The sequence below is a fragment of the Methylocella sp. genome, assembly GCA_037200525.1.
GTDB lineage: Bacteria > Pseudomonadota > Alphaproteobacteria > Rhizobiales > Beijerinckiaceae > Methylocapsa.
Genome location: JBBCGG010000001.1, coordinates 4664367 through 4686470, shown reverse-complemented (window position 1 = coordinate 4686470; position 22104 = coordinate 4664367). Strand labels below are relative to the sequence as shown.

29 protein-coding genes are annotated in these 22104 nt (G+C 57.6%); 23 read left to right on the top strand and 6 right to left on the bottom strand.

The features are described from left to right. Positions 1-51: 51 nt before the first annotated feature. On the bottom strand, positions 52-549 hold the full coding sequence (locus tag WDN46_23085; protein ID MEJ0096191.1) for a hypothetical protein: 498 nt from the start codon (positions 547-549) through the stop codon (positions 52-54). A 33-nt stretch (positions 550-582) separates the two neighbouring features. After that, positions 583-1257 carry an XRE family transcriptional regulator gene (locus WDN46_23080; protein ID MEJ0096190.1) on the bottom strand — a complete coding sequence of 225 codons (675 nt, stop codon included), beginning with the start codon at positions 1255-1257 and terminating at the stop codon, positions 583-585. Positions 1258-1905: 648 nt separating this feature from the next. Here WDN46_23080 and WDN46_23075 point away from each other — a divergent pair. From WDN46_23075 to WDN46_23025, 11 genes are all read left to right on the top strand, one after another. Beyond that, positions 1906-2283, top strand: a complete 378-nt coding sequence (locus tag WDN46_23075) for a hypothetical protein (GenBank protein ID MEJ0096189.1) — start codon at positions 1906-1908, stop codon at positions 2281-2283. Beyond that, entirely contained in the window at positions 2280-2672 is a 393-nt protein-coding gene (locus WDN46_23070) for a DUF1064 domain-containing protein (protein ID MEJ0096188.1), read from the top strand. Before WDN46_23075 ends, WDN46_23070 begins: the two co-directional genes overlap by 4 nt. Next, positions 2669-3340, top strand: a complete 672-nt coding sequence (locus WDN46_23065; GenBank protein ID MEJ0096187.1) for a hypothetical protein — start codon at positions 2669-2671, stop codon at positions 3338-3340. The genes WDN46_23070 and WDN46_23065 overlap by 4 nt, the downstream gene beginning before the upstream one ends. Then, complete coding sequence (locus tag WDN46_23060) at positions 3340-3717, top strand: hypothetical protein (protein ID MEJ0096186.1); 378 nt, start codon at positions 3340-3342, stop codon at positions 3715-3717. Before WDN46_23065 ends, WDN46_23060 begins: the two co-directional genes overlap by 1 nt. Next, complete coding sequence (locus tag WDN46_23055; GenBank protein MEJ0096185.1) at positions 3714-4049, top strand: hypothetical protein; 336 nt, start codon at positions 3714-3716, stop codon at positions 4047-4049. The genes WDN46_23060 and WDN46_23055 overlap by 4 nt, the downstream gene beginning before the upstream one ends. A gap of 83 nt (positions 4050-4132) precedes the next feature. After that, the gene (locus WDN46_23050) at positions 4133-4414 is read left to right on the top strand and encodes a hypothetical protein (protein MEJ0096184.1); all 282 of its coding nucleotides are present in this window, start codon (positions 4133-4135) and stop codon (positions 4412-4414) included. Then, positions 4411-4977, top strand: a complete 567-nt coding sequence (locus WDN46_23045) for a hypothetical protein (protein MEJ0096183.1) — start codon at positions 4411-4413, stop codon at positions 4975-4977. Before WDN46_23050 ends, WDN46_23045 begins: the two co-directional genes overlap by 4 nt. Further along, positions 4977-5744 carry a BRO family protein gene (locus WDN46_23040; GenBank protein ID MEJ0096182.1) on the top strand — a complete coding sequence of 256 codons (768 nt, stop codon included), beginning with the start codon at positions 4977-4979 and terminating at the stop codon, positions 5742-5744. The genes WDN46_23045 and WDN46_23040 overlap by 1 nt, the downstream gene beginning before the upstream one ends. A 74-nt stretch (positions 5745-5818) precedes the next feature. Next, entirely contained in the window at positions 5819-6841 is a 1023-nt protein-coding gene (locus WDN46_23035) for a helicase-related protein (protein MEJ0096181.1), read from the top strand. A gap of 218 nt (positions 6842-7059) precedes the next feature. Next, positions 7060-7275 (top strand): KTSC domain-containing protein, encoded by a 216-nt coding sequence (locus tag WDN46_23030; protein MEJ0096180.1) that lies wholly within the window; start codon positions 7060-7062, stop codon positions 7273-7275. Positions 7276-7278: 3 nt separating this feature from the next. Continuing rightward, a complete protein-coding gene (locus WDN46_23025; protein MEJ0096179.1) occupies positions 7279-8316 on the top strand; it encodes a cell wall hydrolase in 1038 nt (345 codons plus the stop codon). A gap of 268 nt (positions 8317-8584) precedes the next feature. On the opposite strand, the gene WDN46_23020 is transcribed toward WDN46_23025, so the two are convergent. From WDN46_23020 to WDN46_23005, 4 genes are all read right to left on the bottom strand, one after another. Then, the gene (locus WDN46_23020; protein ID MEJ0096178.1) at positions 8585-8773 is read right to left on the bottom strand and encodes a hypothetical protein; all 189 of its coding nucleotides are present in this window, start codon (positions 8771-8773) and stop codon (positions 8585-8587) included. A 202-nt stretch (positions 8774-8975) separates the two neighbouring features. Beyond that, the gene (locus WDN46_23015) at positions 8976-9149 is read right to left on the bottom strand and encodes a hypothetical protein (protein ID MEJ0096177.1); all 174 of its coding nucleotides are present in this window, start codon (positions 9147-9149) and stop codon (positions 8976-8978) included. Between the two features lie 243 nt (positions 9150-9392). Further along, complete coding sequence (locus WDN46_23010; protein MEJ0096176.1) at positions 9393-9563, bottom strand: hypothetical protein; 171 nt, start codon at positions 9561-9563, stop codon at positions 9393-9395. A 41-nt stretch (positions 9564-9604) separates the two neighbouring features. Beyond that, a complete protein-coding gene (locus WDN46_23005; GenBank protein ID MEJ0096175.1) occupies positions 9605-9751 on the bottom strand; it encodes a hypothetical protein in 147 nt (48 codons plus the stop codon). 186 nt (positions 9752-9937) lie between these two features. Here WDN46_23005 and WDN46_23000 point away from each other — a divergent pair, with 186 nt between their 5' ends. The 12 genes from WDN46_23000 (at position 9938) to WDN46_22945 (ending at position 22101) form a co-directional block, all read left to right on the top strand. Next, a complete protein-coding gene (locus WDN46_23000; GenBank protein ID MEJ0096174.1) occupies positions 9938-10525 on the top strand; it encodes a phage terminase small subunit-related protein in 588 nt (195 codons plus the stop codon). Then, a complete protein-coding gene (locus WDN46_22995) occupies positions 10522-10935 on the top strand; it encodes a hypothetical protein (GenBank protein ID MEJ0096173.1) in 414 nt (137 codons plus the stop codon). Before WDN46_23000 ends, WDN46_22995 begins: the two co-directional genes overlap by 4 nt. Beyond that, positions 10932-11189, top strand: coding sequence for a hypothetical protein (locus tag WDN46_22990; protein ID MEJ0096172.1), 258 nt, complete (start codon positions 10932-10934; stop codon positions 11187-11189). Before WDN46_22995 ends, WDN46_22990 begins: the two co-directional genes overlap by 4 nt. 3 nt (positions 11190-11192) lie before the next feature. Further along, entirely contained in the window at positions 11193-11345 is a 153-nt protein-coding gene (locus tag WDN46_22985; GenBank protein MEJ0096171.1) for a hypothetical protein, read from the top strand. Next, positions 11342-11704: a hypothetical protein gene (locus tag WDN46_22980; GenBank protein ID MEJ0096170.1), complete on the top strand. Its 363-nt coding sequence runs from the start codon at positions 11342-11344 to the stop codon at positions 11702-11704. Before WDN46_22985 ends, WDN46_22980 begins: the two co-directional genes overlap by 4 nt. Beyond that, positions 11701-11901 carry a hypothetical protein gene (locus WDN46_22975; protein ID MEJ0096169.1) on the top strand — a complete coding sequence of 67 codons (201 nt, stop codon included), beginning with the start codon at positions 11701-11703 and terminating at the stop codon, positions 11899-11901. The genes WDN46_22980 and WDN46_22975 overlap by 4 nt, the downstream gene beginning before the upstream one ends. Then, positions 11898-12326, top strand: coding sequence for a hypothetical protein (locus WDN46_22970; protein MEJ0096168.1), 429 nt, complete (start codon positions 11898-11900; stop codon positions 12324-12326). The genes WDN46_22975 and WDN46_22970 overlap by 4 nt, the downstream gene beginning before the upstream one ends. A 30-nt stretch (positions 12327-12356) precedes the next feature. Continuing rightward, complete coding sequence (locus WDN46_22965; GenBank protein ID MEJ0096167.1) at positions 12357-12536, top strand: hypothetical protein; 180 nt, start codon at positions 12357-12359, stop codon at positions 12534-12536. A 15-nt stretch (positions 12537-12551) separates the two neighbouring features. Then, positions 12552-13262: a DUF6551 family protein gene (locus WDN46_22960; protein ID MEJ0096166.1), complete on the top strand. Its 711-nt coding sequence runs from the start codon at positions 12552-12554 to the stop codon at positions 13260-13262. 196 nt (positions 13263-13458) lie between these two features. After that, positions 13459-15036: a hypothetical protein gene (locus WDN46_22955; GenBank protein ID MEJ0096165.1), complete on the top strand. Its 1578-nt coding sequence runs from the start codon at positions 13459-13461 to the stop codon at positions 15034-15036. A gap of 85 nt (positions 15037-15121) precedes the next feature. Continuing rightward, positions 15122-21727 carry a DEAD/DEAH box helicase family protein gene (locus tag WDN46_22950; GenBank protein ID MEJ0096164.1) on the top strand — a complete coding sequence of 2202 codons (6606 nt, stop codon included), beginning with the start codon at positions 15122-15124 and terminating at the stop codon, positions 21725-21727. Positions 21728-21810: 83 nt separating this feature from the next. Continuing rightward, positions 21811-22101, top strand: coding sequence for a hypothetical protein (locus WDN46_22945; GenBank protein MEJ0096163.1), 291 nt, complete (start codon positions 21811-21813; stop codon positions 22099-22101). Positions 22102-22104: the final 3 nt, after the last annotated feature.

The window sequence follows — 22104 nt, the reverse complement described above, 5'->3', positions numbered from 1 at the left end:
CGGTCGCGCCGTCATTATCGCAGCCGAAATACCGTCACGCGGGAAATTACTTTATTTACCAATAGACGGCGGGCTTATTCTAACAAGAATAAGAAATAACAATAAAGATATAACACCGAGCATGAATACGACAGGTCCGGTATATGAAAACACATAGTAAAACATCAAAAATATAACATATAATATAACCAGACATACTACCGCAGCGCACACCGATATAAGAGCGATAAAAAGATAATATACAGTCTTAAGCGCTAAGCGAAATGTTCCTGTTACCAGGTTAAATACTCCTGTAGCAAGATCATGCAATGCCCTGACTATCACGCCAGGTATCGGTCCGCCATCGTGCTTTAATTTAGACACTATAATTATTGCTACGATGGATAGCATTACCCAGGCAACCGTATTCGTGCCGGTTCCACTCATAGAGTGCTGATCTATAAATTCAGCTTGCGTCGGCAGGGGCGCAGCCTCCCAACCATCCGGTATTTCTGGTGCGGCCTGTCTGATCGCGTAACCATAAGGAAGGTCAGATAGTCCGTCACTCATTTCTTAGACTTCATTTAAGTTTCTTCTTGTTATCTACCTTGGAGAATATACGCCGATCACTAGACCTATAATTTCAATTTGCATTCCATCATCAACACTGATCTCTTTGCTGTTTGGGACGTGCAGCGGGTCCTTAAATCTAACGTCGGTTGATCGCGGCCATAATTCGACGATGCCGTTTGAGACGACGATCTCTTTGCATGTGCGTTCCGTGCGGTGACCGTCTCGTCGCTCAACAACGACGATATCCCCGGTCTCTGGAGTCCGACGAGCAGTCCAATAGGCGACGCAAATCACATAGTCTCGATTAAAAATACGCCGAAGGTCCATGCTTGGCCCCGACACCTGAAAAGCAAATTGCTTCGCGGCGGGGAATCTCATCGGAATAACGGGTATTGGGTCAAACCCATCGGTGCTTAGGTCATCGTGTTCGAACCACAGGCCTGCAGCGACCGTGCCAAGCACAGGAACAAGGCTTACGGGTAGCTGTTTTTCGGACGGACCAAAAATCAATTCCTCGGGACCGATTTGTAGAATCGGCGCAATTTTCATGGCCCAGTCGCGATCCAGATCAAGTTTACCATTCACTATTTTCGACACGGTTTGCCGAGTTGTGCCAATGGCTCTCGCCAAAGCGCTTCCCGACATCTTTTTTTCGTCCAAAAAGTAACCGAGCCAGTTCATGCCGGAAGCGTAGAGCGGCTCCAAGCCGGCGACAACGCACCGTATTGGCGACAATTCTGCTTGACATGGTGCCGATCTGGCGACATTGTTCCGTCCCATGAAGTTATCTCGTTACATCAAGGACAGCGGTATTAAGCCATCCGACTTGGCGTTGGAGATGCACGTAAGCAGGCAGTGCGTCTATCGATGGTCAAGTGGCAAGAGGGCACCCCGCCCACGCCAAATGGCGCTGCTCATTGAAGTAACGAAAGGGCAGGTGATGCCCAATGACTTCATAGAGCCGCGTGATCGAGATTGAGCGACCCGCCGGTGTTTCTCGTCGCGAAGCCAGGCCTGTCTTCCAGACTAATCCAGTTAGGCATGTCCGCTTCATCTCAGTTTTCCTCAATGGCGAACGGGAACGACGCGGCAAGCGCGCGTAGGTCTTCAGGAGCCTCTCTATATGCCTGCTGAAGATCTCGTATTGCGTCCGCGAGTAAATGCCCGCGGCGCGGATCGAGCCGAAACAAACGGCTCAAAGCTTCGGCCACTTTCGGCGCTCCAACGCCGAATGGCCCGTCAGTATCGAGTTGAAGTTGGTCAATGAGTTCGATGCACATGTCTGTCCGCCTTCCAATCCTCAAGAACCACGGAGAGTTGGACATGCGCATCCTTGAATCAGGGATAGTTCCGATGGACACCGCAACCTTTGATGATGAGTCCGCCTCGAAATGGGTGGTCGAGCAAGTCGAACGCATGCGGCGAAGCGGTCGTAGTGATTGCGACAATCGCCCCGACGCCCGCGTAGTTGTTGCGCGTGACATCGGCATATCGCCTGGCACGGTTGAAAACATAGATCGCAAGCGGCTTCGGCGGAGTCTGCAAGGGATCATCCGTGACAAAATCCAAGAGCATAAAATCCGTTTCTTAGAGGCCGAAATAAAAAGGAATATGAATGAACTCGAACGCGCGAGGAGGACTGGTTCGCCACGTCTTCAGAAACATATTAGTGCGTTGGAAATGTCGACTAGCGAGGCTCATCTGGTCTTAGAAGCCGCGCTCCGCCAATGAGCATCACGTCACGCCAGCTTCAGCAGATGATGATTGGCGTGACGCCAAAGAAGTCGCGTTACCCGGTTGTTGAAAAGCATCTGCGCACCGTAGACGGAATCGTCTTCGCGAGCGGTCGCGAGGCCAAGAGATACAGCCAATTAAAGATCATGGAGCGTGCGGGCGAGATAACGCACCTCACGCTCCAGCCTGCCTTTGTCGCCTACATCGGCGGCGTGAAGTTTTGCACATATACGGCCGACTTTTCCTACTTCCGCAATGGCCTCGATCTCATGATCGTTGAGGATGTGAAGTCGAGCGGCACGCGGATCGATCCGGCATACCGGCTCCGCAAGAAGGCAGCCGAAATGTACCACGGCATTCACGTTACGGAAGTCTTGATGCGATGAGCAACAAAAGAGTTTCTGCCGAAGATTTAGAGATCGCCATTCAGATGATATTGGCCGGCAAGACCATGAAAATGGTCGCGTGCGCTATCGCGTCGTCGCCGCATGTCGTCGAAAAGATGGCGCGCCGCGATCCGCGCGTGATTGTGTTCAGAGAGGAGCGGAATAAGCAGCCGCGCTTCGATGATCCTGTCTTTGAGGCTGATTTGAGAGCCGCTTCGGAATGTGCCGGGCGCCGCATCCAGCTTCATTCATCCGCAAAATATGCCACCCTGCTCGTCATTGCCGCGAAGCACCCAAGGTACGGTAACAGCAACGTAGCCAAGCGCCTATCGATCTCGACGCCGAACGCAGCGCACTCGCATGCGCGCGCGAAACGGCGAGGCGGGGCCGGCGTCGTCAACGAGGCGAACCTCAGCGCCATCGCTGCCGCTATCGATTTTGTGATGCCACCGATGGACGATGAGCTTGACCAACAGGTCGCGGCACCTCCCGCGCCGCCCGTCGTGCTGATTGGTGATCTGCCTCCGCTTGCGCGTGATGAGCGCGTGGTGCGTGACGGCAATATCTGGCACGTCGATCAGCCGAGATCGCAGCCAAGAGTTTTGCACCTTGGCGAGCCCGCGCCTGGCCGCTCAGCTCTCGATCAGCGCCGCGCGGAGCAGCGATAATGGCGATGTCTCGGAACATCAGCGACATGAAGCGAAAGCTGCTTGTTGTGATGGTCGAAAAGGGATTGCGGGCTGACGAGATTTTCGCGCGCCTACCGGCCGGCACGTTCGCGAGCATAGATGCTGTTCGCGTTCATATTTCGAACCTCCGCCGCGACGGCACACTACCTCCGCCAGCGCACGCTCGTCATCACGAGTCACAGTTCACCATGAAATCTATGGGCGAAAGCCTATGGATGAAGCTGATCGAGCAGAGTCGCCGTCGGTGCCAAAGCCCTTGGGATTTCGCTTGCAACATTCTCGACATCGTTCTCAGCGAGCCCGCGCTGCTTCGCAACCTTCTCGATGAGGTTGAAGATCACGAGGCCGCAGAATGACGAGACATAGCCTCGCGCAACAGGTTGAGGGGCTTGATCTGCTCGCCCTCGGCCAACGCGATTGGCTCGATAGAGACACCCCCGCGAAGAAAAAGCTCGGCGAACACTTCGTCCAGCGAAAACGGGAGCAACACGAAATCACGCTGTCAACGCTGCGCACACTGAAAGCTATGGCTCCCTACGAGACCGAGCTGCGTGCATGGCTGGCGGCAAAAATTAAGGAGGCCAAAGATGTCAATGATGGACGACAACCAGAAGCCAGACCCGAATCGCGCGTGGAGGCTAGCAAATCCCGAGCGCGTGAAGGCAATGCATCGACGCGCGCAGGCTAAGCGCAAAGCCCGGCTCGGCGTACAGGGGCTTCGCTCTTACAACGCCGCCGCTCAGCGCCGATGCAGGGCGCGGAAGAAAATAGATGAACAAACCCCTGCGGAATGACGAGCGCGCGGGGAGAGATCCAGTCCACGCCGGCCCTGACACATTAGGCGTCCTGCCCGGAATGCTGATGGACGAGATGGATCCGACCCTCAGAAAGATCATCGCCTACAGCGAAATTTGCCACAGCCATCACAGCATCGATGACGCCCACGGCTACATCGAAGCCGCCGACAAATTGATCAACGAGGCCCGCACTCTCGCGAAGTTCCTCAGAGACATGAAGCTTTGCTTTCAACCCCCGAAGGATATCGTTCGATGACCGAATTACCGGCGCCGTTCGTCCCGGCTAATCTTGATCTGCGATCGTGCAGATGGATGAAATTCGACATTCTCGCTTTGACCTCGAGCGAGTTCAACCAGACCCACAATGATAGCGCCTGGCGTGCTGGCGTGACCCTGTGGTGCCGTGCGTGGCATCAGGTGCCGTGTGGATCTCTGCCCGACAACGACAACGCTCTGTGCGGCCTCGCCGGCCTCGGGCGCGACATCAAAGCATGGATGCGCATTCGTGGTGATGCGATGCACGGCTTCGTAAGGTGCTCGGACGGTCGCCTGTACAATCGCACGCTGTGCGATTTCGCTTCGGAAGTGTTCAAGGCTCGTGTGGGCGCGCGCGATAGAATGAGAGACGCACGTTCGCGTAACAAGACCGCAACGTCAGAAGAACGTGAGGAGCCGTTACCAGAACGTTTATACTCTACCTCTCCTACTACTCTCTCTACGTCTCAGAATAGTAGGCTATCCAATAAAGGAAGGGAGAGATCTATAGGGCTTGCTGCTGTTGGCGGCGTTGCGTTTGACGCTGACGGGGAGGATTTCTGATGGCGAACGTGGTTCAACTCTCCGTCGCCCCTCTCGACTTCGAGGGGAATACGATCCGATCCGTCTACATCGACGGAAAAAAATGGTTTGTGCTGCCCGATATCTGCAAGGTGTTGGAGATCAAAAACTCAAGCATGGTATCCCGTCGTCTCGACGCCGACGAGAAAGGGATAACAACAATTGATACCCGAGGCGGCCCTCAAAAGATCAGCATAATCAACGAGTCTGGCTGCTATGCGCTGACCCTTCGCAGCTACAAGACGGTAGCAAAGCGGTTTCGGAAATGGCTCACATCGGAAGTCATACCGTCTATCCGCGAAACGGGTTCCTACGGATTGCCAGCACCCGCGCTGGCAATCGACTATCTCAATCCCGCCTTGCAGCTCGGATTTGTGCAGGCTTTGCAAGCCCAGGCAGCGGCGTTGACCCAAGCGGTAGTCGAGCGTGACGTGACGATCGCGGTTCTTGAGCCGAAGGCCAAAATACTCGAAAAAATTATCGAGTCTGAACAGGACTATGGAATTTACGAAGCCGCAAAAGTAATCGGTCTACCGTGCAAGCGGTTCAAAGAGTGGCTCATCAAGAAGGACTGGATCTTCAAGCGCGGCCCGCAGGATAAAATCCATGCATCGGCCAGAGGCATCGCAGCCGGCGTGATGCGTATGCGCAAACGCAAATCGCCAGCGTTCGGACCCTTGTTCGGCGCCGGGCCCCTGAGTTTGATTTTATCATCATCGATGAATGTCATAATCAGTACGGCGCGCTGAACGAAAAGCTTCAGAGCGAGGAATGGAAAGACACGATAATCATCGGATTGACAGCAACGCCGTGGTCGAAAGGCATGGGACTGTATTGGACCAAGCTGATTGTCGCCGCGACCGTCGGCGAGCTGATCGACGAGGGCTTCTTGTCGCCATTCGAGGTGTACGCGCCGCCGCGTGAGGTTGATCTCAGCAAGGTCAAGATCACGGCGGGCGACTACAACGAGAAGCAGCTCGGCAAGACGATGAACCAACCGGAGCTGGTCGCGGACATCGTGAAGACGTGGCTCGAGCGCGGCGAAAACGAGCAGACGTTCTTGTTCGCGGTCGATCGCGCGCACGCCGCCAATCTGCAAAACGAGTTCCGCAAGGCCGGCGTCCCATGTGGATACATCGATGGCCATTCTGACGACGACGAGCGCAGAGAAACATTCCGTCGTTACCGGAATGGCGACGATCGAATCATCGCGAGTGTCGGCTGCTTGATTACCGGCGTTGACGAGGACGTGCGCTGCATCATTGTGGCGCGCCCGACCAAGAGCATCATCCTGAATGATCAGATGATCGGGCGAGGCCTGCGGACGGCAGCGGGCAAGAAGCGGCTTCTCATCCTCGACCACGCCGGCAATAGCCTGCGCGAAGGCGTTGGGCTCGTGACGGACCCGAGACCGACAAAGCTGAGCACGGCGAAGCCCGGCGAGCGCGAGCCACCGGAGGCCGAGGAGAAGAAGCCGCCGAAGAACCACAAGTGCCCGTCATGCGGTCGCGTGATGCCGCCCCAGGCGCGCGTGTGTCCATCATGCGGAGAGGTGTCGATCCCCAAGAGCGACGTGAAGGCTGCGGAGGGCGAGCTTGTCAAACTGAACGTCAGCAGGAAGGCAAGGAATGCCGAGCGCGCCGAACGACAGGCGTTCTATAGCGGTCTGCTTTGGATCGCCAAAAAGAATGGTAAGGCGGAAGGCTCTGCAGCTTACACCTTCAGGGAAAAATTCGGCTGCTGGCCAGATGGATTGCTCAAGGAAGCAAAGGTTCCGAGTCAGGAAGTTCGCGCCTATGAGACCAGCCGCCGAATCGCTTTCGCAAAATCTAGGAAACAGGGCTAGCAGGTGAATCGGATTTGGAGTCTAGTCCAATTCTACTCGCGGTTTCGCGGGCATATTAGGAGCGCCAATTCCGCTCAGGCTTTGGGGGCCGGTCTCAGTCACGCAAGCACAAGTCCAGATGGGGTGGCGCTCCGCCGGTTCAGGGACCGGTTCATTGGTACCTATAAATCTGGACAAGACCCCCACTCATTCACTTCGACAACGAACGGAAAACGATAATGGAAATGACCCCGGTTACATCGTCGAACATCGCGAGCATCGGCTACGACCCAGCCACACAGACGTTGCATGTCGCTTTTAAGACCGGCTCAACCCATGCGTATGCCGACGTATCGTCGAAGGTTCACGAGGACTTCATGGCTGCGAAGTCGCTCGGCAGTCACTTCTACAGCCATATCAAGAACAAGTTCAAATCGACGAAGCTTGAGGCGTAACGCATGACCGATATGAGCGCGCTCGACCGTGATCTTATGATCAGAACTGTTCTTGCCGAGGCTGGAAATCAGCCAGCTCAGGGTCAAGCTGCGGTCGCTCACGTCATCAATAATCGCGTCACGTCGGGCAAATACGGCGGTTCAACGCCGCATGAAGTGATCCTAGCGAAAAGCCAGTTCGAGCCTGTCAGCGACCACACCAGCTCGTTTTACACGGCTCAGCCCGGCGACCCAGCTTACCAGCAGGCCGCGCAAATCGTGGATGGCGTCAACTCGGGCGCCATCAAAGATCCGACAGGCGGAGCAACGCACTTTCTCAATGCGGCGACCGTGCGAGGCAGGGGAACGTATGGGAATGCCAACGGCTTGCCGGATTGGGCGCAAGGCACGCCAATCGCGACCATCGGCGCTCACAGCTTCTATGCCCCCAACGGCGCGGTAGGGGCCGGCGCTGGCAGCGCTACGCCAGGCGCAACGCCGTCTTCGTCAACGCCCGCTATGCCCTCGACAGCATCGACCCCATCCGCGCCCGCTCAGGGCGCAACGCCGTTGCTCGACGCCAAGATCGCGTCGCTCAGCAACCAGATTGGGCATGACGCCGGCGTCGCGCCGCAACAGCGCGGCTTGATCCCGCGCGTGCTGTTTGGCGACCAGCCGGGCGCGCCGCCGCAAAAAGGATTGTTCGGGGCGATCCCGACGCCAAACAATGGGCTTGGGCTTCTCGGCTCGCTATTCAAGCCGCAGGGCGCGCCGGCAGCGTCCCCGAGTGTTCCGCCCCCAGCCCCAGCTCTATCGCCTGCCACGCCTGTTCCGCCGCCCGCACCAGTGCAGAGCGCGCCTCTACCCCCGCCAGTCCCAGCCGTAGCCCAAGCAACGCCAACGCCGTCGGCCCCGACGCCTGGCGCTACGCCAGCTCAACCGACGCCTGGTGCCGCCCAGGGTGCGCCGCAGACGCCAGGCCAACAGGCCAGCGCCGCGCCGGCCAATCCAGACCTATTGGCGAGCCTTCAGGGGCTTTTCGGCGGAACCTCAAGCTCTTGAGATTTCGCCAGCAGCATCTGGCAAAGCAAGATGACAGGGCCAGGGACTTTCGTGGCCTCGTTCTCCCAGTTGTAGATCGTCCGATCGCCGGACGGCATCAGCAAGAACTCTGCAAATTTCTGCTGGCTCATACCTAAAACGTCGATCCGAACCGCTCGAACCAGTTTCGCGGCTTGCTTATTTGTCATCGTGATTCGCTCAAAAGAGATATCCGCGCCAGGGTAGCCCAACGCGGATTGATGGCAAAATGCACATACAGATCATGAGGTTAATCAGTGTCTATGTGACCCTCGAAGTAGCTAGAGTTTTCGATTATGATGCTAAAGAGAGACTCCTCTGAAATCCCGAGGAGATCAGCGATCATTTTCCAGTGCTCGCTGTCCGGCAGGTCGAGCCTTTCAACCACCTCCATCATATCGCGGACTTCTTCCTTCGTTCTTTCAGCTGCGCTAGCCATAATCGTCTCCTGATCAGGGACCAATCCCTTTGTGGCTGCACAATCGAACTCATGAAAAAATGCGCAGGTTCGCCGCGGCGCCCAAATTAGTCAGTCAAGCGGCGCTTGGACCTACCCTCGCGGATGAGAGGGAGCTATTGTCCCGGATCACAGGTGACCAATGCGTAGAGTTTCATTTAGTTCATTCCGTGATGCGTGATGCTTAGGCAACGATCTCGACGATCGCGACGGACGCGTCCGTCTTGTATTTGCTCCGCGCCGCCGCCTCGACCTTCTTCATCGAAGCATCGACGTCGGCTTCTTTGTTGCTGATCGCGTCGGGGGCGAGGACGATAATGATCGAGCCGTCCGTGAAGGAAACTTTGAATTTCAGCATATGCGTCACTCCGTGATGATTGGACCCTGCGTCCATTGAGGCGGCGCATGGCCGCCCTGTGGAGGCTAGCGACAACTGGTGAAGCGAATGCGGACGTAAAGGTCGGGCAAGAACTGTCTAATTGACGCCCGGTGAGTTCCGCCACGGCTGATCCAAGGAAATATTTTGGAGTCAGTTTTTGTCCATCCTTGCGCCAGAAGGAAATCGATCGCTTCCTGCATCGTGTCAAAATCAACGCCCATCTCAATACCCCGCGAAATTGCGCAGCGCGCTGAAGCTGCTGAACGAGCACCACTCGCAGACGTTCTGGCCAGTCACCAGTTGGCTGTTGTCGAGGACGAGCACGCGCCCGTCGCCCATGTCCGCAACGAACCAGTCGTGCGAGGCTGCCCATTTGATCTCCTGTTTAGTCATATCAATCACTCCGATTTGAGAAGGAGGGCCGAAGCCCTCGATTAGTTGAAGCCCCAAGCCTTGAGGCACTCGACCTCGACGTGCGAGGCCATGCAGACGGCCATTGGATGCCTGCGCAGGTATGTCTGGAGCCTGACGCGATTGGTGGGGGTTGGGCGAGCCTTGTAGGCGTTAATCAGCTTGGTCATTTCCATCTCCGTCGTTTGTCTATGACTCGTGTATAGGGAAATTAATTCCCTATGTCAACACGCATGCTAAAGATTTATGGAGGTGTTTATAAACACCCTGCGGCAATTGAAGCCGTGTCAACATTCATCATCAAAATCAGCACGATGCTATTGGCGAGCGCTCTTGGATGTTGCTAACTAGCAGACATGGCGAAAACACTTTCGAGCAAAAAGAAAAACACCCCGCAGCCGGAAATGCCGGCTCAGGATCGCGCCCCCGCAATTTGGGAGGAGTCCAAGCGGAAGGCCAATGCATCGGACATCGCCCGCCAGTTGAAGGATGAGGGCTATGGCGTCATATCGCCGAGCACCATTCGTCAATGGAAGTTCAAGGACGCATGGGACGTGACGGCTGGGCTAACTCAAGCGACCACGCTCGAGGAGATCGTCACGTACGAAGACGTGGCCGCTGCATTGCGTAGGGGCGGAGCGATAGGGGCGCTCAAGAACATGGAATGGATCAGCCGCCGTGATCCAGCGACGATGGAGAACGCCGACGCTCTGGTGGTCGACAAAATCAGCATGAGCATGATCGAGCATTCGGCGCTCCTGTACGACAAGGTGATCGCCCGCATGCAGACCGTGAAAGAGAACGCTATCGCTGCGCTCAACGTGCAGGGTCAGCAGCAAGGGCAAATGATCGAAGGCGAGTTTCAACGGATCGAACCGCCATCGGTCAACAGTTTGGATACGGCAGTCGCCGCATACTCAAGAGCAGCAGGACAGAGACGATGAGCACGATTGGGAAATGGCAATGGTGGGCGAGCACGGACGGCGAGAACTACGATGTGGGCCCACATGACTGCCGGGAGGATCTGATCGCGGAGCTTGATGCTGAGCGTGACATCGGCATGACCTTTACGATTACTGAGGCGCAGCAGGGCAGCTACAACTACCGCGTCATGAGCGGGCCGGGCATCATCGAGAAGATCGAGGATCGCAACGAGGAGCGTTCCTCCTATGAGAACGGCGAAACAGTGTTTGATGCTGTCGCTGACAATATCCTCGCCGAGCTGACGAACTCGGTGAATGACGCCATCGAGGATTGGGTGAGGATACACCAACTCGAGAAGCCAGCGGCTGTGTTCTCGGCCATGCGCAACGAGAGCACGCACACGGTACCGGCTCTATCGGGTGACGCATGAGCGCCAGCGAGAGGCCGGTGACCCCGCCGCCGCGCGATATGACGTTCTTCCGTGGCTGGGGCGCGCCGGGCGACGTCGACATCGAGGATCTGTCATGCGGCATCTATGCGCTCGTCGGCATGCGCGGGCCGATGCCATTCACTAGCGTGATGGCCATCTTCAACGCGACCGAGGACGCTGTTCGCAACGCCTCGGCAACCGATTACTGGCTGACGATCAGCGACGACGGCGTGATCAGCATCAAGGGAGCGTGACGCATGATCATTTGGCTTCTGGTGATTATCGCGATAGGGCGGCTGATCGAGCATCCGTCGTGGCCAGCCGTCCTGATCCTGGCGGTGTGCGTCATCTGCTTCACGTTCGCCTACGTGACGGATCGCGTGATGGATCACGACGGAGAGCAATCATGAGCGTGATGGTAGACCGCATCGCAAAGGCGTGGCGTGACGAGGCGCAGCTATGGTTCTGGTACTTCGACCATGCGGCGGAAACGCACAAGGCAGTTAGGATGAGCGAGCCAGGCCTTCCGACTAATCGCGAGCGCTTCACACCGGAGACGCACAAGCTCCAAGCGCTCCCAAGCAATCACGACGAGGCCAGTGTGATCTACAAGGCGTTGTTGGGCGCCGCCTGCGGCCTCGCCGTGCTCGAGGCTATGACCAAGCCGACGACGATGATGGTGGACGCCGGCGACGAGCGCGCGACCGATCACATCAGCGACAGCGCGGCGGACATCTGGACCGCCATGATCGAGAAGGCCAAGCAATGAGCAAGAAACTGAAAATGGCGATAGTCGGGCACAGAGGCGGGTACATCGGCGAGGTGGAGCTGGTCATCGAGAAGTCGGACGAGCATGGCGCTGAGCTGTGCATCGCGTTCCCTCGGGAGAAGCTGATGTTCTCGCGCGCTGATGCGTTTGAGATCGCCGCGTTCATCATCAGCGAGTACGGAGCGATCCCGCAATGATCAGCGACATCATCGACGGGCTCGGCCTGCGGCGTCACGCGCGCCATCTGCGCAATTGGTATGCCGCGAACAAGTTGCTCGAGGCGGATCTGACCCAGGCTATCCAGCACCGCGACGAGGCGCACGTCGAGTTCATGGCGCTGAAAAACCGTCCTGGAGCCAAGGAGAACATGACACCGCATACGTTGACACACCTGCCATCATCGCTAGCCGACGTGATGACTGATATCACTATCCAGCAGGGCATCGTCGACGAAATTCTGTGTAAGCTCAACGGCCCAAGCCCGCTCGCTGGCAGCAGCAGTAACGATAAAGCTGAGCCGGTTGGGTTGACCGAATTGCTCCACTCGCAGGTCTCGCACATTCGATCGCGGTTGGATCATCTGACCAGCTCGCTCTATTCCCTGAAAAGCCAGATCGGCTGATCCGCCCTCTAACTCGAAATCTACAACATCTTGAAAGCATTGTTTTTCTTCGTGTGGATGGCCTTCTTGTGTGGGCTTAGCTGGGGTTGGGTGCTCAACTTCATCGAAGTCGTTCACCTGGCGGCCTCCCACGCTCCGATCGACGCCATGCTGGTATTGCGTGGCCTTGGCATCTTCGCTGTTCCGCTCGGGGCCGCGCTGGGGTTTTAGGCGTATCAGCGCCCGATCCAGCGCCAGGACGAGGAGAACGTTCGCAAGATCGTCAAGGCATTCAATTGGTGCATGTTCGCCCCGGTCGTGGTCAGTCCGATCGACGGCGGCAACTATGCCATCATCGACGGCCAGCACCGCACGACGGGCGCATGGATGTGCGGCGTCAAGAGCGTCCCCTGCCAGATCATCCAGGCCGACCAGCGGCTGCAAGCCGAATGCTTCGGGGCGATCAATGGCGCGGTGACGAAGGTGACGAGCGCGGCCCGCTACAAGGCCATGTACACGGCCGGCAACCCGGAGGCGAAGCGACTCGACGCCATCGTGAAGGCGGCCAACGTCGACGTCATCGGCTACAACATCTCGACGAAGCGGATGGCGGCCAACGAGACGATAGCCATCGGCGCGATTATGCGCTCGCTCGAGAAATACGGCGACGAGGTGACGCGCGTCACGCTGCAAGTAATCGTCGCATCATCGGATGGCGAGGCTGGCAACCTCTCGTGCGCGAACATCCGGGCCGTGTCGGATGTCCTTGGCGATCACAAGGAGTGGCTACGGCATCCGAATCTGTTCGAGGCGTTCAAGAACCTCGATCTCGGCGACGTCAGGATCAAGGCGCAGGCTCGCTTGCGGCGCGGTGTGATCCTTGGCGATTTGGTCCAGGCCGAAGTCGTCACGCACCTCTCGGAATGGCTCGACACGCCAAAGGGTAAGATGAACTGATGTTCGGCGTGACGGCTACAACACGCGAGATGGCCGCGTTCGATCGGCTTCCGGCAGAGGCGCGCGCCATCGTCAGGGAATCGCCACAGCCATCGGCACTCCAAGTTGAAAAGCGGATAGAGGAAATTGGAATAAAGCGCTGGCTAGCGTCTTATGGGCGTGTTTCCTCATTAACGTTTCCGTTAAACTGACCCATATGCTCCGGCCCAAGACGCGATCCGCCGTGCGGAAGGCCGAGGCGCAAGCCGCTGACGCGCTATTCGGAACCGGCGACGTCGTTTCGATCAAGCCGCAGAACACCGGCGACCGATTTCAGGAAGCCAGCGCGGCTATCAAGCAAGAGTTGTTGAATTACCGGCTTTCGCGCGGCACGCGGCGCAACGGCATTCGCTGGTTCCAGATCGCTATGGGCGCGATCGAGAACGCCAAGATCACATCGATTGTCGCATCGAAGCAATCCTGGCTGTTTCAGGAGGAGGAGACCGGCGAGTTCGAAGCGAAAATGGTTACGGACCCGCACACCGGAGAAGTCACGCTCCAGAAGGCGCCGAAGATGCGCATCATCATGGATCGGCCCGACATCTTCCTGTTCCCGTCAGAAAACGTGCTGATGGACCCGAATTGCGATTGGACCAATCCGGCGCAGACCTCGCAATACGTTCAGCTTCGCTATCCGATGGCGCCCGACGACGCCTTGACGATGATCGAGAACAACGTCGGCTCGGCGAATATCCCCTGGTATCCAATCACCCGCGAACAGCTCATGGGCTACGTCGACGACACCGGCCCAATGGATGCCATTGCGATCAGCGAGGAGCAAAGCCTTCCAGACGCTGCCACGAACATCGCTAAGGGCGCGCTGACAGGCACCATTGCAGCCCCCATTCTCGGTGGCGCTGCGCATGGCGCTGGGGCAGTCGTAGGCGCTGGTCTTGGGAACCTCGGCGCGTCACTGAAGCCTGCGGCATTCGCCGATAAAACGATCGCCGAGAAGCTCGCCGACGCGAAAATCAGCCTTTCCGATCTCGTCGACGACATGCACGCTCACCATGATGCTGCGGCTACCGCTGGCGTGACGCCATCCTATACGCTTGCCGATGCCGCGAACGATGCGTTGGGAAATACAGCGAGAAATATCGCCGATCGGCCGGACAAGGCCGGACAGGCTGCGCGTGACCTATTTGAGCAGCGCCAAACCGATCAGCGCAACCGGATCGACGGTCATCTTGGCGAGCTATTCGGCCATGATGGTTCGCTCGAGACGATTGATCGCGTGAAGGCTGACCAAATCGCAAGAGCCACTCCACTTTATAAAGCGGCCTATGCCGATCCGATCGATCCGCTCGTTACGGCTCACCCGGACCCGGACTCTCCGTCGCTCAAAGACCTTACACCAAGCCTTCAGCGAGCGGGGGTTTTCGGCGCTACGCAAGACGCAATGGCTATCGACCGGACACCGTTCGATCTGAATACGCTTCAGCCGTGGGACTATATGAAGCGCGAACTAGATTACAAGATAAAGCGGGTAAACGCAGGGCAGGAAAATACCGGATCGGCAGACCTCCCAAAGTTGCGAAGGGATCTTATCGCTGAGCTTGATGCGCAGAGCCCGAATTATTCATTGGCTCGCGATGCATGGAGCGGTCCAGCCAAAGAGATGGAGTCGCTTGAGAATGGCGCGAATGCCACGAAGCCGGGATACACGCGTGAACAGGTTCAGCGGGACATCGCGGGAGCAACAGCCGGCGAGAAGGAGCTTTATCAACTCGGCTAAAGAAGCAGCGCCGCGTAGCCTCATCAAGTTTTTGCAAGAGGCAGGCGGCGTGCGCGATCAGGGCGGCGATTTGAAGTCAATGGGGATGAATCGTTTCCCCGGACTGATCCGAAAGAACGGCATGCCGCTGGATCGAGCCCGCGAGGCAGCCGCTGAGGCTGGATATCTCGGCGCTCATATCGATCACGCGATGGCAGAGACGACAATCAGCGACCTTAAGGACGCGATGGATCGCCATCCAACTTATTCAGTTCACGACCTCGACCGCGTTTTGGAGCGTGACTCGCATGCGGCGAACGCTGCCCAGGCTGAGCGCGAAGTTGACGATAACCGCCGTGCGATACACGACGGGTTTCGAGAATATGCGGTCGCGCAAGAGGAGCCCGATCACGATCTCGTCGACGCTGCCGCGCACATCATGCAGAATGAGGGAAAGTCATGGGATGACGCCCTCGAGGCCGCCGCGGTCCGATCGATAGATGATTTGCCGGAAGCGCGCGAAGCAATCGACGCCGAGGGCGCGAGTATCCCGTGGAGAAAGTTTGATGAGCCTGCAACCCCAACAGCTCCTGAGAGCGGTAAAGGCGCTGCGCCAACTGTCCAGCCAAGCGAAAAACCCGCAACTGAGGGAGCAATACAAGGTGGCGGCGTCAAACCTGCTGACGGTGGCAAAAATCCGCCAAGGGCAGAAGGCCAAAGCGGCAAAGCCCCACAAGTAGATCCGAAGGACGAATTTCGCGAAATTGGCCACAATGCCGACGGCAACCTGATTAGAGAGGACGGAAACGGCGTCCGCTCTTACTTTTACCGTGGATTTTGGCATAGCGAGTCGGTTGGACTCCAACGCACGCCTGCCGGGTGGAAGCACGTTCGCCCGACCATGCATGACGCCGAATATGAGCCGGTTGCCGCAAATACGTCGCCGGCGACCGAGGCCGGAGCCGAAGGCAAGCCTCAGACCGTCATTCCGGGCGCTGAGCGTATCAGTGACGCCGATCTCGCACAGCGCGAGGCCGAGAAGCCGCTTGCGCCAAAAGTCCCGCAGAAAGACGCGGGCGGCATGTTCGATGAGGCGAATACCGCGCCCCAGCTATTTGACAAACCCGCGAAGGCGTCCAAGTCTGAGCCGGAAAAGGATTTGACCAATGCCATCGGCGACAGTCTACGCACGGATGCACCAGCAATACCTGAAGGGCAGCAACCCATCGATGCTGGACGCCCTCCAGAAGTCGGGCCAACAGGCGGATTACTTGCGGACGGTGGGCGAGCAAGCAATGGACCTCTACGACACCCTGATAGCGCAGATAGTCAACAACCCGAACCTGCCGACCGACCCGCAGGAAAGGCTAAACGCAGTCCAAAGCGCCCCGCTGGTAGCGGAGGAGATAGTTCTGGCGGAGATAGTGTACGCACCGCGGCCGAACGCGGACGATTAGAGGCTGCCCAAAGCCTCGCCGATCGAGCGAAGCGCAACTATCTCATTGACCCGGAAGCCGACCAGATTGGCGTCGGTGGCCCGCGCGCCAAATTCCGCGCCAACATCGAGGCTATCCGCACGGTACACCAGGTGCTCGCCGAGGCGCGTGAGCCGACGCTCGCCGAGAAGCAGGCCCTCGTGCGCTATACCGGATGGGGATCGCTCTCTCAGAAGGCGTTCGATCAGGACAGGGAATACAAGGCCGAACGCGCTGAGTTGAAAGAGCTTTTGACGCCTGAAGAATATGCGGCTGCTCGAGCCTCGACGACGAATGCGCATTACACGAGCGTCCCGGTCATTCAGGGCATTTGGAAGGCCGTAGAGAGCCTTGGGTTCATGGGAGGTCGTGCGCTCGAGCCCGCAGCCGGCGTGGGCCACTTCATCGGCCTTACCCCGGAGTCGGCCCGCAATGTGACGGCCTGGACTGCGAGTGAGCTTGATCCGACGTCCGGCGCAATAGCCAAGATGCTGTATGGTGGAGCCGACGTAAACGTCACCGGCTTTCAGGATTTGAAGCGGCCGGACGATTATTTTGATCTCGCGATCTCGAATGTCCCATTCGGGGCCTATGGCATTCGCGACGCAAAATACGGCCTGCCGAACCTTCCGATCCACGACTATTTCTTCGTGCGCTCGCTCGACAAGGTACGCGCTGGCGGAATGGTAGCATTCATCACGTCACGCTACACGATGGACAAGGAGATGAGCCGGGCGCGCAAGATGATAAATCAGCGTGCTGACTTCATGGGCGCCATACGCCTGCCGGGCGGCAAGAAAGGCGCATTCGCCGGGAATGCTGGGACGGAAGTCACCACGGACATCATCTTTCTGCGCAAGCGCGCGAATGGTCAGTCTCCCGCAGAAAACGCACCAAGCTGGAATGATGTGACCGATATCCGGATCGGCGATGGAACTGCGCGCATCAACAAATATTTCGACGAACACCCCAACATTGTGTTGGGCGAGCACGTCTTGTCCGGGTCGATGTACCGGGCGAATGAATATGGCGTCGCCAGCGAGGATATCTCGAATATCGCCAATCAGATCGCCTCTGCGGCCTCGACCATTCCGCGGGACTTGCGCATGGTTCCGCGCTCGATCGAGGCCCGGACCCCGAAGCAAACGACAGAGGCGGCCGAGACAACCGGAAAAGTCAAAGAGGGCGGCTTTTTTGAGAAGGATGGAAAAATATTCCGTGTTCTCAATGGCGTGGGCCAGGAGACGAGCCTCAAGGGCGAAGATGTCGCAAAGGTAGCAAGCCTCTCGAGGATGCGTGACATTTTCAACGACCTCGTGTCATCGCAGGCGAGCGGTAAAACGGAAGCCAATGCGCATCTTCGCGAGAAGCTTTCTGCGGAATACGAAGCTTTTGTGAAAAAGCATGGACCGATCAGCCGAGAAGTCGTCACGGTCACAAAGCGGCTGAATAAGGCCGGCGAACCAGTCATCGTCACGTCGATGCCGAACTTCAAAGCGTTCCGACCCGATCCTGATGCCTACAAGGTATTGTCGCTCGAGAACTATGACGCGGAAACCGACAAGGCCCGCAAAACGGCGCTGTTCGAGCGCGACATCGTGTCCGCTCCTGTCGAGCGCATGATCTCAGGGCCTTCCGATGCGATGATGGCCTCTCTGGACGCCCGCGGCGGCGTCGATGAGTACTACATCGCTGACGCTCTGAAGATCCCCGTTGAACAGGTCGAGGCGGCCCTTGGCGATGTGGCCTATCGCGATCCAGCGGGAGGAAAGCTGGCGACGTCCGACGATTACCTTTCTGGCGACGTCGTTCAAAAGCTCGAAAACGCCGAGGCGGCGGCGAAGGACGATCCGCGGTTCGCCCGAAACGTCGAGGCGCTCAAGAAAGTCCAGCCCGAGCCTCTGACGTCGGTCGACATCAAGGCGCAGATCGGCGCGCCTTGGATACCAGATGACGTTTATAAGCAGTTTCTCGAGGAGCATTTAGGGGCAGACGGCTCAACCGTTCGCCGAAACCCCGTCACGGCGGAGTGGAACATCGGCGTTGCAGGAGCGTCCACAGAAGCCTACGCGAAGTATGCGACGAACCGCGTTGACCTTCCGCAGATCGTCGATGCCGCCATGAATATGCGTCGGATCACAGTCACCGATAAGCATTCGGACGGCACGTCGTCAGTCAACGACGCAGCGACTAAAGAAGCGAACATCAAGGTTGCCGACCTGAAAGATGCCTTCGCCGGCAATGATGAGACCGGCGCAGAAGGCTGGGTTTGGAAGAACGACGCTAACCGCGATCGCCTCGAGGCCATCTACAATCGGCAGTACAACTCGACGGTCAATCGTAAATTTGACGGTCAGCACCAAACCTTCCCAGGCATGACGCGGATGGCCGCGCAGTCGGACGGAACCATTGTACCGTTCGACCTCAGAGCGCATCAAAAGAACGCCGTCTGGCGTATCGTGCAGAACGGGAACACGCTTCTCGATCACGTTGTCGGCGCCGGAAAGACCTACACGATGGTCGCCGCCTCAATGGAAATGCGCCGGCTCGGTCTTGTCCGCAAGCCGATGCATATCATCCCGAACCACATGCTCGAGCAATACTCGCGCGAGTTTCTACAAGCCTATCCGACCGCTGATATCCTCGTGGCTGAAAAGGACGAGATGACGCGCGACGCTCGCCGGGCTTTCGCGGGCAAGGTGGCGACGGGAAATTGGGATGCGATTGTCATCACGCATGACGCCTTCGGTCGCATCAAGACCTCGGAAGAATGGCAGGCCTCCTACATAGACAAGCAGATGGAGCAGCTCGAGGAAATCATCGGCCAGATGCACGCGGACAAAAATGACAAGAAGACGGTCAAACAGGTCGAGACGGCCAAGAACAAGCTAGAGGCTCGCAAAAAGGCTCTCCTGAACATCGAGCGCAAGGATGGCGGCGTGACGTTCGAAGAACTCGGCGTCGATCACATTTTCCTCGATGAAGCGCACCTATTCAAGAACCTGGCGTTCGCCACGAAGATGACCCGCGTCAAGGGATTGTCTCAGGCCGCCAGCCAGCGCGCCGAGGATCTTTATCAAAAAATCCAGTGGCTCGAGCAGAACAAGCCCGGCCGTTCGGCGACATTCGCAAGCGGAACGCCGATCTCGAACACGCTGGCTGAAATGTTTACGATGCAGCGTTATCTGCAAGAGAATCGCTTGCGCCAGCTCGGCATCGATAAGTTCGATAATTGGGCGTCAACCTTCGGACAGACCGTCGACTCGATGGAGCTTTCGCCGGACGGACGCACCTATCAGCCCGTCACGTCTTTCTCGAAATTCGTCAATATTCCCGAGTTAGTTTCCATTTACTCGGAGATCGCAGATACGCAGACGGCAGACATGCTCAACCTGCCGCGCCCGGAGCTTGCAAAGAATGAGAGCGGCCAGCCGGGCATCCGCATCGTCCAGGCGGAACCGACCGAGGAAGAGGAACGGCTGATCGACGGCTTTGTGTCCCGCGCCGCGAACCTGAAAGGTGTTCGCCCGGGTAAGGGCTCGGACAACATGCTGAAGGTCGTGTCGGATGGCCGCAAGGTCGCGACAGACGCTCGCCTTTACAATCCCGATCTGCCCTTTAACCCGAATGGCAAAGTCGCACGGGCGATCGACAAGATCACGAAGATTTACAAGGAGGGCGAAGGCTCCGACAAGGTCAATAAGTTGCAGCTCGTATTCCTCGACATGGGCGTGCCGCAGACTCGCGCCGCCACGAAAAAGCCAAAGGCCGATCAGGTTGATGAGGGCGCGACAGACGAAGAAGACGCTGGCGAGCCATTAGAGACAGCGCGCATTAACCTCTATGAAGACATGGCCAAGCGCCTCGTCGAGCGCGGCATCCCGCGCAATGAAATCGCCTTCATTCATGACGCGAAGGACGACCAGGCCAAAGGCCGCCTCTTTGCGAAAGCGCGCTCAGGCGAAACCCGCGTCTTGTTCGGATCGACAGGCAAAATGGGCGTTGGAACGAACGTGCAACGCTTGATGACGGCGCTGCACCACATCGATGCGCCCTGGAAGCCCGCTGAGGTATCGCAGCGGGACGGACGCGGCTTGCGCCAGGGAAACATGAACAAGGAGCTTCAGCTCTATCGCTACGTGACGCAGCGGTCGTTCGATGCCTTCATGTGGCAAAAGCTCGATACCAAGGCGAAGTTCATCGGGCAGATCATCTCCGGAGCCAAAGGCGTGCGCTCCGCGGAGGACATCGATAATCCATTGCCGGAAGCGGCCGAAATGAAAGCCGCCGCCACAGGCGATATGCGCATTCTCGAGCAAGCCGAGCTAACCCGCAAAGTGAACCAGCTCACCGCTCAGCGCCGATCATTCGAGTCGACCCAATCAAGGCTCTCGGGCTCGATCAAATTCCTCAAATCCCGGCTCCTCCACTCGGCCAGCCAGATCGAGTCCGCGAAGACTGAAGCCGCGAAGGTTCAGGATGTCTCGGGCGATAACTTCAAGATCAACCTTTCTGGCGTGAAGGGAGGCGAGCAAACCAGCCGCGAGGCTGCCGGCGCGGCGGTTAAGAAATACTTCGTCGAAATGGAACGGTCTTTCATGAACTCGCAGGACGCGAGGATCGGAAATTATGCGGGGCTCGAGATTTCAGCGCGTGCTCAGCGCGTCTTTAACGAGTCAAACTACGGCGTGCGCATTCAGCCGTTCATTCGCTGGGAAGGCGGCGAGGTTCAGTCGCGCGAGAGCGTGTTTATTGACAAAGACGCGAACCTTGACGGGTTTACGCGCCGTCTCGACACCATGATTAGCGAGATCAAGCGACGCCCAGCCGTCCTCCAGGAAGGCATAGCGCGCGACAAGGCCGACCTTGCTCAGTCTGAAGGCGCTATGAAAGATAGCACCTGGCCGAGAGAAGCTGACTATCGCAGCACGGTCGAAAAGCTTTCGGCACTGAACAAGGCGCTTGCAGAGAAGGGCAAGCCCGCAGAGCAGCCGAAGGTCGCGGTCAACATGACTCCGGCACCGAAACCCGAGTCGGAGCCAGATAGCGTCGATGCCGTTCGCCGCCAGCTATCGATCGCGCAAGATCGCATCAATGCTCAAGTGCTCGATATTCAAAGAAGCACGACGATGAGTGGCGAGGAGAAGGATGCGCAGATCGAGTCGCTCAATGCGAAGGCCGTCTCAATGAACGAAGTAGCTGCGCGACGGATTGCTGCATTTATGAACAAACCGTGAACGATTTCGCGCCGTGCAGGATTTCTTGATCTAGCAGGATTTCCAGTCGTGCGTATTTTAGCAAAGAACAAAAGGAGAACGCCTTGACCGTGCTTTCAAAGTTCATTCAGGGCGTTTTTCAACAGCAAGTCTCTATCAATCAACGACTTACCAGCATCGAGGCAAAAATGGCCGCCATTGATACGCTCAACACCAACCTCGCCACCCTAAAAACTAGCGTTGACGCGCTTGTCGCCAAGCTGGGCTCCGAGCCCGCGCCTGTCGACCTGACCGGAGCGCTCGCTGTAGTCGCCTCCGCCCAGGCCGAGATCGACGCCGCGCTCGCTGTCCCCGCGTCCACCACGCCCGCCCCTTCGGTGACTTCAGCTTCCTAAGAA